Source organism: Fastidiosipila sp., assembly GCA_012511175.1.
In the GTDB taxonomy this organism is placed as follows: domain Bacteria; phylum Bacillota; class Clostridia; order Saccharofermentanales; family DTU023; genus UBA4923.
Genome location: JAAZGO010000027.1, coordinates 1 through 12,781 on the forward strand (window position 1 = coordinate 1; position 12,781 = coordinate 12,781).

Annotated in this window: 13 protein-coding genes and 2 tRNA genes; 13 read left to right on the forward strand and 2 right to left on the reverse strand. The window is 54.7% G+C overall.

Translation table 11 applies throughout. The features are described from left to right. Positions 1-647 (reverse strand): helix-turn-helix domain-containing protein (locus GX839_05735; protein NLB04963.1); only part of this gene is annotated, 647 nt, incomplete at its 3' end. 247 nt (positions 648-894) lie between these two features. On the opposite strand from GX839_05735, the gene GX839_05740 reads away from it, so the two are divergent. The 5 genes from GX839_05740 (at position 895) to GX839_05760 (ending at position 7,301) form a co-directional block, all read left to right on the forward strand. Next, positions 895-968, forward strand: a tRNA-Gly gene (locus GX839_05740). A gap of 19 nt (positions 969-987) precedes the next feature. After that, positions 988-1,064, forward strand: a tRNA-Arg gene (locus GX839_05745). Positions 1,065-1,178: 114 nt separating this feature from the next. Continuing rightward, positions 1,179-3,155, forward strand: a complete 1,977-nt coding sequence (locus GX839_05750; GenBank protein NLB04964.1) for a DNA topoisomerase — start codon at positions 1,179-1,181, stop codon at positions 3,153-3,155. A 52-nt stretch (positions 3,156-3,207) separates the two neighbouring features. Further along, positions 3,208-5,400, forward strand: a complete 2,193-nt coding sequence (locus tag GX839_05755; protein ID NLB04965.1) for a topoisomerase IV — start codon at positions 3,208-3,210, stop codon at positions 5,398-5,400. A 5-nt stretch (positions 5,401-5,405) separates the two neighbouring features. After that, positions 5,406-7,301: a hypothetical protein gene (locus GX839_05760; protein ID NLB04966.1), complete on the forward strand. Its 1,896-nt coding sequence runs from the start codon at positions 5,406-5,408 to the stop codon at positions 7,299-7,301. 2 nt (positions 7,302-7,303) lie between these two features. Here GX839_05760 and GX839_05765 read toward each other — a convergent pair whose 3' ends face one another. Beyond that, positions 7,304-7,918 carry an HAD hydrolase-like protein gene (locus GX839_05765; GenBank protein NLB04967.1) on the reverse strand — a complete coding sequence of 205 codons (615 nt, stop codon included), beginning with the start codon at positions 7,916-7,918 and terminating at the stop codon, positions 7,304-7,306. Between the two features lie 171 nt (positions 7,919-8,089). Between GX839_05765 and efp the strand changes: the two genes are divergently transcribed. The 8 genes from efp (at position 8,090) to GX839_05805 (ending at position 12,777) form a co-directional block, all read left to right on the forward strand. Next, positions 8,090-8,647, forward strand: coding sequence for an elongation factor P (efp, locus tag GX839_05770; protein ID NLB04968.1), 558 nt, complete (start codon positions 8,090-8,092; stop codon positions 8,645-8,647). A 2-nt stretch (positions 8,648-8,649) separates the two neighbouring features. Then, entirely contained in the window at positions 8,650-9,069 is a 420-nt protein-coding gene (locus GX839_05775; GenBank protein ID NLB04969.1) for an Asp23/Gls24 family envelope stress response protein, read from the forward strand. Next, entirely contained in the window at positions 9,066-9,617 is a 552-nt protein-coding gene (gene amaP / locus GX839_05780) for an alkaline shock response membrane anchor protein AmaP (protein NLB04970.1), read from the forward strand. The genes GX839_05775 and amaP overlap by 4 nt, the downstream gene beginning before the upstream one ends. A gap of 3 nt (positions 9,618-9,620) precedes the next feature. Next, a complete protein-coding gene (locus GX839_05785) occupies positions 9,621-9,866 on the forward strand; it encodes a DUF2273 domain-containing protein (GenBank protein NLB04971.1) in 246 nt (81 codons plus the stop codon). Positions 9,867-9,880: 14 nt separating this feature from the next. After that, entirely contained in the window at positions 9,881-10,324 is a 444-nt protein-coding gene (gene nusB / locus GX839_05790; GenBank protein NLB04972.1) for a transcription antitermination factor NusB, read from the forward strand. Continuing rightward, positions 10,324-11,589: an exodeoxyribonuclease VII large subunit gene (gene xseA, locus GX839_05795; GenBank protein NLB04973.1), complete on the forward strand. Its 1,266-nt coding sequence runs from the start codon at positions 10,324-10,326 to the stop codon at positions 11,587-11,589. Before nusB ends, xseA begins: the two co-directional genes overlap by 1 nt. 64 nt (positions 11,590-11,653) lie before the next feature. Further along, positions 11,654-11,863 (forward strand): exodeoxyribonuclease VII small subunit, encoded by a 210-nt coding sequence (gene xseB / locus GX839_05800; GenBank protein ID NLB04974.1) that lies wholly within the window; start codon positions 11,654-11,656, stop codon positions 11,861-11,863. Positions 11,864-11,874: 11 nt separating this feature from the next. Beyond that, positions 11,875-12,777 (forward strand): polyprenyl synthetase family protein, encoded by a 903-nt coding sequence (locus tag GX839_05805; protein NLB04975.1) that lies wholly within the window; start codon positions 11,875-11,877, stop codon positions 12,775-12,777. Positions 12,778-12,781: the final 4 nt, after the last annotated feature.

Consider the following 12,781-nt stretch of genomic DNA (forward strand, 5'->3'; position numbering starts at 1 on the left):
GGCCGGTAACGGATCTTGTAGGGTAGGTCAAAAGCTGAAACATCTCCCAAAGCCCGATCCTGAATGAGCCGATAGATGGTCCGGTGCGAACAGGGGAGTTCGTTTTGGTGGTTGGCCCAGATGGCGTAAGGCGATAAGCCCCGTTTGAGATCGGCCTTGACGGTTTCATTGATGAAAGTGATCTCTTCGGGCAAGTAGGATCGGCCAAGCCGGGCATCCGACAGGAGCTCGAGGTACTCTTGCTGAGCGACACTGGGCATGTACTCGTAGCGGGTCAGCCCGCAGCGGTTCTTTTGTTTGCAGCCATTGCAGACAAAGGGTGCCTTTTGCAGGAGAGGGCAATGCTCCTCCTCAAAGTGAGGACAAAGACTGGAGCAGCCTTCCTTGCAGGATGCACAGGTTTTCTTCTCGCAGTAGAGCCTGCCGCACAGGAGTTTGGCGGAGCAATGGTGGCGATGCTTGCAGGGATTGTAAAGGGTGTTGAAGGCATTCTTCTCAATCCGCCTCCGATGCTTTCTTATCTCTTGGGAGATGGTGGTCGGTGACTTGCCCAGATCTTTGGCGATCTTTCGAAAAGAACAGGCAGCGTCCAGTTTCACTTTGATTTGGACCCTCTCTTCCAGGGTCAGGTGTTGGTGTTTGCTCATGGGAAGCCTCCTTAGGGGAGGCCCGCCTGAGCATGGTTCTTCTCTTGCGACAGTATAAGGTTTTAGGGGAGGAAGATGGCAACTATTGCCAGATTAAACGAGACAGTCGCTTTGCCAGAGTAAGCTGGACGTTTTTTTTGTCTCACTGTCCAGCTTACATTGTCATTTATCTTTCACCCGGCGAAGGTGATTAAGTATTTTACAAAAAGGCGGGCCTGATGTATCATATTTTCGGTTTCCGGAGCATGCGGGTGTAGTTTAGTGGTAGAACATCAGCCTTCCAAGCTGATCGTGAGAGTTCGATTCTCTTCACCCGCTCCACAAATCCGGGAACCGATACGGGCATATAGCTCAGCTGGATAGAGCAACAGCCTTCTAAGCTGTGGGTCGCAGGTTCGAGTCCTGCTATGCTCGCCAGATTACGACCATCTGATGGGTTTTGGCCAAGCCCTCAGATGGTTTTTCCTTGAGGGGCACGCGCTTGACGCCTATTTCAATCCGTGTGAGAATCGACCATAGAAGGGAGCCGACATGAGCCAGGCCTACGATAATACAAGTATCTCACAGTTGAAAGGGCCTGATCGGGTCAGGTTGCGCCCCGGGGTCATCTTCGGATCGGACGACCTGAGGGGGTGCCAGCAGTCCTTTTTTGAAATTCTCTCCAATTCCATCGACGAGGCGCGCGAGGGACATGGACGGGTTATTACGGTCAAACGTTTCCCGGATCACTCCATCGAGGTGACTGACCGCGGACGGGGAATACCGCTCGATTTCAACCCGGTCGAAAACCGTTTCAACTGGGAGCTGGTCTATTGCGAACTTTATGCTGGCGGGAAATACAAGACCAATCTGGGTGAAAATTACGAATACAGCCTGGGTTTGAATGGACTGGGAGCTTGCGCCACCCAGTACGCATCCAGATGGTTTGACGTCGCAGTGACCCGTGACGGCTTTCTTTATGAGCTGCATTTTGAAAAGGGCCATAACATCGGCGGGCTTAAAAAAACGCCTGTCAAAACCGGTGTGACCGGCACCATCCAGCGCTGGATGCCCGACGACGACATCTTCACGGAGATTGCCATTCCCTCGGACTACTTTCACTCCACACTCAAACAGCAGGCCGTGATCAACAAAGGGGTCACCTTTGAGTTCATCGACGAACTTGAGAATACCAAAACCCTTTACGAGTATCCAGATGGAATCCTGGGCCTGGTCAGAGAGATGAACGTCGACGGCATCACGGAGCCGGCCTTCTTTTCAGGTGAAGGCAGCGGCCGGGATCGGGAGGACAGGCAGGACTATACCGTTAAATGCGACGTGGCCTTCGCCTTCAACAACCATACCCGCGAGGGCCGTTACTACCACAACTCCTCCTGGCTCGAATACGGCGGATCGCCTGACAGGGCTGTGCGGTCAGCCTTTGTCTCCGCCTTTGACAATTTTCTGAAAAACGAGGGCAAATACAGAGCCAATGAATCAAAGATTAACTTCGGGGATATCGAAGAAAGTCTCATCCTGCTAACCAGCTCCTTTTCCACGGTAACCAGCTATGAAAACCAGACCAAGCGGTCGATCAATAACCGCTTTATCCAGCGTTTCATGACCGACCTGATCCGCTCAAGACTGGATATCTGGTTCATCGAACATCGTGAAGAGGGCTTGAGAGCAGCCGATCAGGTTCTTTTAAACCGCAGGAGCCGTGAAAGAGCGGAGAAAACGAGACTGGCCGTCAAGCGCGACCTCATGCAGCAGATCGACCTGTCCAACCGGGTCAAGATGTTTGTCGATTGCCGGACTCAGGATACCAGCCGCCGGGAACTCTATATCGTGGAGGGCAATTCAGCTCTGGGTTCCGTCAAGATGGCCAGGGACGCGGAGTTTCAGGCCGTCATTCCCGTCAGGGGCAAGATCCTCAACTGCCTCAAGGCCGATTACAATGCCATCTTTAAGAATGACATCATCATGGATCTGATCAAGATTCTGGGATGCGGTGTTGATATTCCCCGGAAATACAGCAAGGATATACCGCCCTTTGACATGGACCGGCTGCGCTGGAGCAAGGTGATTATCTGCACTGACGCCGATGTGGATGGCTTTCAGATCCGGACCTTGATCATGGCCATGTTCTACCGGCTGACGCCTGAATTAATCAGGCAGAAGAGAATTTTCATCGCCGAGTCGCCCCTCTACGAGATCAGCCACCGGACCAGGCGCTTGGAAAGCACCTATTTTGCCTACTCCGATCAGGAAAAGAATGAAATCCTGGCAAAGCTGGGCGACGGGAGTGTCCATATCCAGCGCTCGAAAGGTTTGGGTGAAAATGAACCGGGCATGATGTGGAATACCACCATGAACCCGGATACCCGCAGGCTGATTGCCGTCCTGCCTGAAGACGAGGAGATCATGCGTGACAGCTTTGATCTTCTGCTGGGAGACGACATACCGGGCCGGCGCCAGCATATTGAAGCGAACGGCCATCTTTACATGGAGATGCTGGATGTCGGCTGAAGATCAGGCAGCTCATCAATCAGATAAGCGGGAAGAGAGAAGAAAAGACCCCATGGCTAAGGCAATCGAAAAGAAAATATCCGACACCCTGTTTGAAAATTACATGCCTTATGCCATGAGTGTCATCGTGTCGCGGGCGATCCCCGAGATTGACGGGTTCAAGCCCGCCCACCGCAAACTGCTTTACACCATGCACCAGATGAAGCTGCTCGGTGGGGCCAGGGCCAAGTCCGCCGACGTAGTAGGTCAGACCATGAAACTGAATCCGCACGGTGACCAGGCCATCTATGAGACCCTGGTGCGCCTGACCCGCGGCAATGGATCCCTGCTCCATCCCTGGATTGACTCCAAGGGCAATTTCGGTAGTGTATCATCGCGCGATATGCAATACGCCGCCGCCCGCTACACAGAGGTCAGACTTGATCCCCTTTGCGAGACCATTCTCTCCGGCCTGGACAAGGACGCAGTCGATTTTACCGACAATTATTCCGGGACCATGAAGGAACCGGTCCTCCTGCCGGCTGTCTTCCCGGCCATCCTGGTCAACAACAACCAGGGAATCGCGGTTGGCATGGCCAGCAATATTTGCTCCTTCAATCTGAAAGAAGTCTGCGAAACGACCATTGCTTTCATCCGCGACCCGGAAGCCGATCTGATGGACACCCTGCCCGCGCCGGACTTTTCAACCGGTGCCTACCTGATTTATGACCGTGAAGAAATGAGCGAGATTTACAGGACGGGGCGGGGATCTTTCCAGCTTAGGGCCACAGCCGATGTGAACCGCAAACAGAACCGGATTGAATTCCGTGAGATCCCCTATACGACTACCATCGAGACCATCATCGACGACATTGCGGACGGGATCAAAAAGGGCAAGCTTCGGGACATTGTTTCTGTCCGTGATGAGACGGACTTGAATGGTCTTTGCATCGCTGTTGATTACAAGCCGTCAGCCGATCCCGATCTTGTCGTCCACCAGCTCTTCGCGGCCACTTCCCTGCAAAATCCCTTCTCCTGCAATTTCAACGTCCTGATCGGCAACAGGCCGCGCTTGCTGGGTGTGCGGGAACTCCTACTGGAGTGGGTGGAATGGCGGAGCGGCTGCATCCGCCGCGAAACCGCTTTTGAAGCCGCCAAAAAGCGGCAAGTGCTCCACCTTCTTCGGGGTTTGGAAAAGATCCTTCTTGATATCGACAAGGCCATCGCGGTGATCAGGCTGACGGAAACGGAACAAGAGGTGGTTCCCCGCCTGATGACGGCCTTCGATATTGATGAAGTACAGGCGGAGCACGTGGCGGAGATCAGGCTGCGTCACCTCAACCGTGAGTACATTATGAAGCGTATCAAGGACATCGAAGCGCTGGAAAACGAGATTGGCGAACTGGACAGGCTGGCAAAAAGCCGGGCCAGGATCCGGGATAAAATTATCCGGCAGCTGAAGGATGTGGCCAAACGTTATGGCCAGGAGAGGAAAACGCGTTTGATCGCGCCTGAGGAAATTGAGGTTCCGGAAGAAGAGGAGCTGATTCCATCCTATAACACACGTCTTTTCCTGACGGAGGAGGGTTATTTCAAAAAATTGCCCGCAACGTCGCTGCGCGGCAATTTCGAGATAAGGGTCAAAGAGGGGGATCGGCTGATCCAGCAGCTGGATTCCAGCAACCATGCGGAACTCTTGTTTTTTACCGACAAGGCCCAGGTCTACAAGATGCTGGCCTGGGAAATTGAGGATCACCGCCCGTCACTTCTGGGAGAATACACGCCTAACTTGCTTGAGCTTGACGAGGGAGAGCGCGTTATCTTCATCCATTCGTCAACTGAACCATTCACCGGCGAGTTTTTGATGTTTTTCAAAAACGGCAAAGGGGTGAGGATCGACGCCTCCCATTACGAGACCAAGCAAAGACGGAAAAAACTGATCAATGCCTACGACGATTCGTCACCTCTGATCGGCATGGCCTATCTGCCGGAAGGCAGTGACCGATTTTTTGCCATTCGCTCGAAAAAGAATAAACTGCTCTACTTCAAGGCCTCCCAGGTCGTGAAAAAGGCCACGCGAACTGCGCAGGGTGCCATGGTTCTCCGCTCGAAAAATGACTGGTTGACGGCCCTTTATGAGGAGGACGAATTGACCTTCATCCGTGATCTTGATTATTACCGCATCCAGAAGATTCCGACAGCAGGGCGGTACATAAGGGAAGAAACCCTCGACGACAGACAGCTTGTCCTCGATCCGGCAGAATAAAGAAAATGAATACGCCGCTTCTGGAAAGAACCGGAAAACGCCGCATACCGCGTAAATATCTGATCGGGATCGCCACGGCTCTTGTTCTGGCCCTGGCCGCCGGGCTGGCGCTTCCGGTCTTTATTAGAGCGCGGCTGCCCTACGACGCAAAAGATTACGAGCGGGCCCGGGAAGCAGGAGATGATGACAGGATCCTGGAGATTTATCACGCCCTGCGCCAAGCGCGATCTGCGTTTCCCGACAAAAAACAAAGCGACCGCATCAAGGCGCTGGATCTGGAGGCAGCCGCTGTCATTAAAAAAATCGAGCAGGATGCGGGCCAAAAAAGCCGCCTCCTTATTTCCTCTGCCAAAACCGGCGGACGGCTGAGCGATGATGACATCAATTGGATGGAGCTTTTCGCGCCGGTTGCAGGCCGGGAAATGACCGGAGCGTCGGAAGAAACAATTGAACAGTACCTGAGCGGCAAAATGGCGGAAGAGGATTTTAGGCGTTTTATAGGGGAGATGATCCGGATTCCCCTTCTGTCGCGTGAATTCCAAGCCATCGAGAAGGGCATTGAGACAGTTAACCTGATTAAGGAATTACTGGGCAAGGCAGAAACGGCCCGGGTGTCGGAGGACTACAACGAAGAAATCAAGATCATTCAGAAAATTTTGTCGGATGCTGATCTGTCAGGTCTTGAGTCTGTATCCGCTTATCTTTCGCACCGTCATGATCGCGCCTGGCAGGATTTTTACAGGGAGCAGATTGTACTGATCCGCCAGGAAATGGCGCACCGGAAAACCTATGACGCCTCCATCCGTATCAATCGCCTGCTGAATCGATTTTCCGAGGATCCGGAACTCCTGTCTTTCAAAAGAGATTGTGATGAATGTAACCCGGAATCCGTCGTGACCTGGTGGGATCCGGTGGAGCACCTTGCGGTCAAGCCTCTGATTGCCGATCCCGGCCGGGCTTTTGACGGTGACCGCTACCAGGCGGCGGCGGATCAGAATCTGCTTTTGGGGGTGGAATTTGAAAGGACCCTGGAGCAGCTCTATGAAAGAAATTACGTTCTTGTCGATAGCCGATCCTTTGCTACCAGGGAGGGAACCTTGCGCAGTATGCCCTGTCCCGCGGGAAAGAAACCGATCGTCCTCGTTCTGGAAGACTTCTATTCTTCTTTTCCGCGCGCGGAAAGCGGCGTGGCCTGGCGGCTGGATCTGAACAGCCGGGGACAGGTGGAAGGAGTTCTTCTCGATCGCGACGGGAGCGAAAAATTCGACCGGTCCTTCACGGCCATCGGCATCTTGGAAGCATTTATTGAGAGGCATCCGGACTTTTCATTTAACGGCGCTACAGGCGTTATCGCCCTGGTTGGGCAAAACGGAATTTTCGGCTATCCGGTGGCAGACGTCCAGGACCTGGCCCGGCAAAGGGGAGGGGCCGACATGGGAGTTGATCTTCCCCCCTTGCCGCGAACTGACTTTTCCGCCAACAGGGAGAAGGTCAGGGCCATTGTATCCGCGCTGGAATCTCGTAACTGGAAAATCGCAAGCGGCACCTACAATCGTCTGTCTCTTCCATTTGTTACCGTGGAGGAAATCAGACAGGATATCACCATGACTGAAATGTGGGTGGAACCCTACACGGGAAAACTGTCCGCTCTTTACTGCCCCTTCGGCGACCACATTGAGGCTGATCCGGATAAAACAAAAATCTACACGGAATCCGGCTACATGCTCCAGAGCGGCTACGGAGCCTGGCCCTATTGGCATGGCGGCGACGGCTACGTTTACGTGTCCAGAACCTTCCTTTCAGGTGCAGGCCTGCGGCAACCCCGAACGGTAAATCTGGAACGCTTTTTGGATGCCGGTCAGGTCATGGACCGGGAGTCCAGACCTTTGGGGAACAGGTGATTTCAGCTCTCTTCCGGGGCCAGCCCGGTGTAGTTTTCCCGCAGAGCGTGCCAGCGCGTCTTGCCGCCCAGGCGGATAAGGAGCCATTCAAGCGGACGTTTCAGGCGGACTGTGATGATTTCCTGCCGGGATCGCCTGTCAGTCAGGATGACCGGGATACCGGCCTTTCTGGCTGACCAGACGTCAGTCAGGAGCTGGTCGCCAATCATGATGGTGTGTTGAGGCAGGCAGGCGCGTTCTTCAAGTGCCAGGCAGATGGCTTCAATCTGCGGTTTTTTGGCCTTGGCGATAAACTCGATCCCCAGCGAATCGGCGAAGGCCCGGGCACGTTTCCTGGGTGCATTGGAGGCAACGACCGGGGTCAGACCGGCATCCTGCATTCTCCTGATGACCCGGACCGCGTGATCATCGCCTGCCTGGCTGCCGTGGCGGACAAGCGTATTGTCGATGTCAACCAGGGCGAGGCGGAAACCCCATGAAACAAGTCTGGCGAAATCGATGGCAAGCGGAGAGCCCACAATCAGATCAGGGAAAAACAGTGACCGGATCCGGCATGACAGGGTGAGGCCACGCTCCGGGCTCTGTTCTTTTTCTTTGCTCTTGTTATCAACCAACATAAGTACTCCGGCAGAAAAATCCGGCCCGGCATGACCGCATGCTGACATTTACGATACTCCAAGATGGCCCTTGCCTCAACCGTCCGTGCGCAGAAGATTCGGTTGCGGCTGTTCCTTGTTTCCCGTAAAATGACTTCATGACATGCATAAGACAGGTCGCTGGAGGTTAAGATGATCAGTGCAGGGGATTTTCGCAATGGAACGGGATTTGTCCTGGACGGCCAGCCGTGCCAGGTCATCGAGTTTCAGCATGTCAAGCCTGGAAAGGGTTCAGCCTTTGTCCGCGTCAAGTTTAAAAATCTGCAGACCGGCAGTGTGGTGCAAAAGAGCTTCAACCCCTCGGATAAGTATGAGCCGGTTCATCTGGAAAACAGGGACATGGCCTATATCTATCAGGACGGCGACCTCTTCTATTTCATGGATCAGTCGACCTATGACCAGATACCGATTGGGCGCGACAAGCTGGAACATGCCCTGCCTTATCTCAAGGAGGGGATGATCGTCCGCATCGTTTCATGGGACGGCCAAATCCTTGAAGTGGAAATGCCCAATACCGTCGAGCTGGAGATCGTTGAATGTGAACCGGCTGTCCGTGGCGATACAGCGCAAAGCGCGACCAAGAATGCGATTCTGGAAACAGGTGCAGTTATTCGTGTCCCGCTCTTTGTCAACCAGAACGAAATCGTTCGCATCGATACGCGGACGGGAGAATATCTGGAGCGGGCCTGATCATGGAAAGCGACGGCCGGCAGTTCTCAATCAAGGGTGAGCGAACCATGTCACAAGGGTTCATCGCCCAATACGCCGCAGAAGCGGCGCTCCATACGGCCGGCGTCAGCGGCTTGAATACGGGAATCGCTTCAGGCTTGAAGGAGGCCATTGGGCTGGTGCCCGAAGGCCGCGGAGTTCGCGTTTCCTTCCGGGGCGAGGAATCGGACGACGTTGTCATTACGGTCTACCTGGATGTCCTTTACGGCTATGTCATGCCTGAAGTGGCCTGGTCGGTTCAGGAAGGTGTCAAGCGGGACGTTGAACGGTTCACGGGTCTGAATGTCGATGCGGTCCATGTCCACGTTGTCCGGGTCACGGAGGACGCGACGGCGCCGCGGGAGGATGTTCCCGCTGAAGAAAAGCAGGAGGACTACCTATGAGCCCTTGGGCCAGGATTATTTTAATTGTATTCTCTTTTCTCTTGTCGGTCTTTTTCCTGATCAGTCTTTTGATGATTATCAGCACCGATATCCTGACCGGAATGATCACCCTCATACTCGATGTGGCACAAAAGCAGCCGGCCAGAACCATCGCGGCCGTGGCCGGCCTGGTCGGTTTTCTGGTCTCTGTCATCGCGCTGATCGTTTCCATCATGGCGGGGCGTCTTCGTAAAACCAGAATCCGGACCAATGAGATCGGGCACATTGAAATTGGTGTTGAAGCCATCGAAAACATCGCCCTCAACGCTGCCAAAATTTCCCAGTCGGGTGTCAAGACCGCCAAGGCGCGCGTATCACCGGCCAAGGGAGGCAGACTGTCGGTCCGGATGATCATCCAGGCCTTCTCGGATGTCGAGATCCCCATGATGATGGCGCGGGTCCAGGAACGCGTCAAGAAGGATATCGAAAAATATACGGGCGTTGAAGTCGACAGTGTTGAAGTCCGTGTCAGCCGGGTGGAAACGGTTGCCCCGAGGGTGGAGCGGTAACTTATGCATACAAATGACCCATCCGGCAAACCCGACAGGGGTGGACGCCCCCCCTTGTCTTCCGGCATCATCGGTGCCCTGATTATGTTCGCAGTTGCCCTTCTGTGGATTCTGTTTGGTTTCTGGAGGCTCTTGTTCATTTTCCTGCTTACGCTCGCAGGTTATTATGTCGGATTCCGCTATTTTCGCGATCGGGATGCCATCCGGAAACTGATTGACCGGATTCTTCCGCCCGGCATGTTCCGCTAGGAAAGGATCACTGTATGAGCCGGCACACGGCGCGGGAGAAAGCCTTGAAGTTTCTCTACCAGCTTGAGGTCAGGCCTGGAGGCCGGGAAGATCAGCTGGAAGGTTTTCTCCGTATCGAACCCATTAATGACAGAACGGACCGCGCCTATTTTGACCGCCTGATCCAGGGGGTGGAAAATTGCCGGGATGCCATTGATTCCATTATCGCGGCCTATTTGCGAGGCTGGACCATGGACCGGCAGCTGCTGATTGATCTTTCCATCTTGAGAATTGCGGTCTTCGAGCTCCTGTTCGACACAGAAATTCCTGCCGAAATCGCCATTTCGGAAGCCGTCATCTTTGCCAACGAATACGGGACCGATCAATCACGGTCTTTCATCAATGCGGTGCTGGGAAGCATTGAAAAAAAAGAAAAGAGACCTGGTCAAACGAGTGAGATCACGGAGGACTGCCCCTGATGGACCAGGTCTTCACCGTAACCGGACTCAACCGCGCAGTCAACGACCGGCTGTCCAAGGATCCTGAACTCGGCAAGGTCAGGGTGCGGGGAGAGATATCGGGCCTGAAAAAGTACCCTTCAGGCCATATCTATTTCACCCTGAAGGACGAATATGCCTCCGTGTCCTGTGTCCTCTTCAGGCAATCGGTTGGGAATGCCCCCGCGGGGATGGGGGACGGCATGCAGGTTCTCCTGCTCGCCCGAACCAACCTTTACGACAAGAGCGGCAGGTTTCAATTGATTGTCGACAGTGCCCAGGAGGAAGGCGTCGGTGACCTTTACCGCCGCTTTCTTGAATTGAAAGACAGCCTGGCCCGCCAGGGCCTCTTTGATGAGAAGAATAAAAAACCCATCCCTTTCATTCCCCGCCGTGTCGTGGCCATTACCTCGGAAGCGGGCGCTGTGATCCGCGATATCATTCATGTCCTGCGCAGACGCTTTCCAGGAATCGGCCTGATTCTAATTCCGGTTCCGGTCCAGGGGGCTGGGGCCGAACGGGAGATCGCCGCGGCCATCGAGATTGCCAATCGTCTCTCCCTGGGCGATGTCATCATCGTCGGGCGTGGCGGCGGTTCCCAGGAGGACCTGCAGCCTTTCAACGAGGAAGTGACGGCCCGGGCAATCGCGGCGTCTTCCATTCCTGTCATTTCGGCCGTCGGCCACGAAACCGACTATACCATCGCCGATTTTGCTTCTGACCTTCGGGCTCCGACGCCTTCAGCGGCAGCCGAGCTGGCTGTTCCGGTCAAGGGAGATGTCCTGCTGAAATTGGATCAGTTGGCGGGTACCATGGAACAGGCCCTGGCAGCAAGGATTGAATCGCATCTCAGGCGGGTCGATGAACTGTCAAGACGACCCGTTCTTGTTCATCCCGCAGCCATTATCGATCGCCACCAGGCCAGGGTAGAACTGCTTGGCCACCGCTTGTTTTTTAACTGGGGCAGGTTGGAAGATGCGGAGAGAGCCGGGGTCAGGAACCTTTCAGACAGGCTGAAAATCGCGGCGGAAAAAAAGATTGACCAGGCAAGCCATCGCTTTGAAAAGTCGGCCAGGGCGCTTCAGGCTCTTTCACCGCTGGAAGTTCTGTCACGCGGCTATGCGCTGGTGACGGATGATCAGGGGCGCACCGTGACGACAGCATCACAGCTCGGCAAAGGCGATGCATTGGATCTGATCTTCAAGGATGGACAGGTGGGCTGTGAGGTCACAGAACCTCTAAACTGAGCCTGGAAAAAACGATCGAGGAGCATGATCAATGGATAAAGAAAATCTGATAACGGACCCAACCATGACCTATGAGAGGGCGATACACCGCCTGGAGGAAATTGTTACCCTGCTGGAGCGGGGGGAATCCTCCCTGGACGATGCCATGGCGCTTTTTCGTGAGGGTATCGCTTTATCATCCTTTTGCACCGGCAAACTGCGTGACATGAAAGAGGAAATGGTCAAACTTGTCGATGCGGAAGGCGGGATTGCCCCTATCAGTGAACTTGAATGAGGGGCGGTGCCGTGAAAGACCTTGAAGGAGAGGCTGGATGGCTGATCCGGCTGGAAAGACTCCTCGAAAAAGAATTGACCCCCAGGGCAACCGGTTCCGGTCCTGTATGGGAAGCTGCCCGCTACAGTCTGCTTGGCGGGGGAAAACGGATCAGGCCCCGCTTGCTCCTGGCTGCGGCCAGCCTCCCGGGATCACTTCCGCCGCAGGTCCTGCCCTTTGCGGGAGCCCTCGAGATGGTCCATACTTACTCACTTATCCACGACGATCTTCCTTCCATGGATAATGACGATTACCGGAGAGGGCGCCCCGCCTGCCACAAGGTCTACGGGGAGGCGAGGGCCATTCTGGCGGGTGACCTGCTTCTTAACAGAGCTTTTGAACTGATGATACGGGTATGCCGGGAAAAACCGGATGCCGGTGCTCTCCGGGCCATGGAGATCCTGGGCCGGGCAGCAGGAGGGGAGGGGATGATCCTGGGCCAGGACCTGGACCTGGCCCTGGAAAATAAGCCGGCCGACAGCATCGATATCTCCGAAGTGCTCCAGGTGTCAGAGCTGAAAACCTCCCGCTTGATCCGTGCAGCACTGCTGATGGGCGGCGCGCTTGCCGGCGTGGCCGACAGTGTGATGGAAGAGCTTGCCATTGCGGGTACAGCAGGAGGGATTGCCTTCCAGATCAAGGACGATATTCTTGATTCCGTCTCAAACCGTGATACACTGGGCAAGACGCCCGGAAAGGACCAGCTGGCCGGCAAAAAAACCTGGGTTACCATGGCCGGCCTGGAAGGCGCGTATTTGCTTCTCGGCCAAAGGGCAGGAGAAGTCGCCGGGGCCCTGGACCGGCTCCGGGCTATGGGGTTTGAAATCGCTCCCCTTGAAAATCTGATGCGAAGTTTGATTGAAAGGAAGCAATAATTGG

Excerpts from the sequence above, each read along its gene's own strand:
- GX839_05750 (NLB04964.1), top strand. The coding sequence starts at position 1,179 with ATGAGCCAGGCCTACGATAATACAAGTATCTCACAGTTGAAAGGGCCT.
- GX839_05755 (NLB04965.1), top strand. The coding sequence starts at position 3,208 with ATGGCTAAGGCAATCGAAAAGAAAATATCCGACACCCTGTTTGAAAAT.
- GX839_05760 (NLB04966.1), top strand. The coding sequence starts at position 5,406 with ATGAATACGCCGCTTCTGGAAAGAACCGGAAAACGCCGCATACCGCGT.
- GX839_05765 (NLB04967.1), bottom strand. The coding sequence starts at position 7,918 with ATGTTGGTTGATAACAAGAGCAAAGAAAAAGAACAGAGCCCGGAGCGT.
- efp (NLB04968.1), top strand. The coding sequence starts at position 8,090 with ATGATCAGTGCAGGGGATTTTCGCAATGGAACGGGATTTGTCCTGGAC.
- GX839_05775 (NLB04969.1), top strand. The coding sequence starts at position 8,650 with ATGGAAAGCGACGGCCGGCAGTTCTCAATCAAGGGTGAGCGAACCATG.
- amaP (NLB04970.1), top strand. The coding sequence starts at position 9,066 with ATGAGCCCTTGGGCCAGGATTATTTTAATTGTATTCTCTTTTCTCTTG.
- GX839_05785 (NLB04971.1), top strand. The coding sequence starts at position 9,621 with ATGCATACAAATGACCCATCCGGCAAACCCGACAGGGGTGGACGCCCC.
- nusB (NLB04972.1), top strand. The coding sequence starts at position 9,881 with ATGAGCCGGCACACGGCGCGGGAGAAAGCCTTGAAGTTTCTCTACCAG.
- xseA (NLB04973.1), top strand. The coding sequence starts at position 10,324 with ATGGACCAGGTCTTCACCGTAACCGGACTCAACCGCGCAGTCAACGAC.
- xseB (NLB04974.1), top strand. The coding sequence starts at position 11,654 with ATGACCTATGAGAGGGCGATACACCGCCTGGAGGAAATTGTTACCCTG.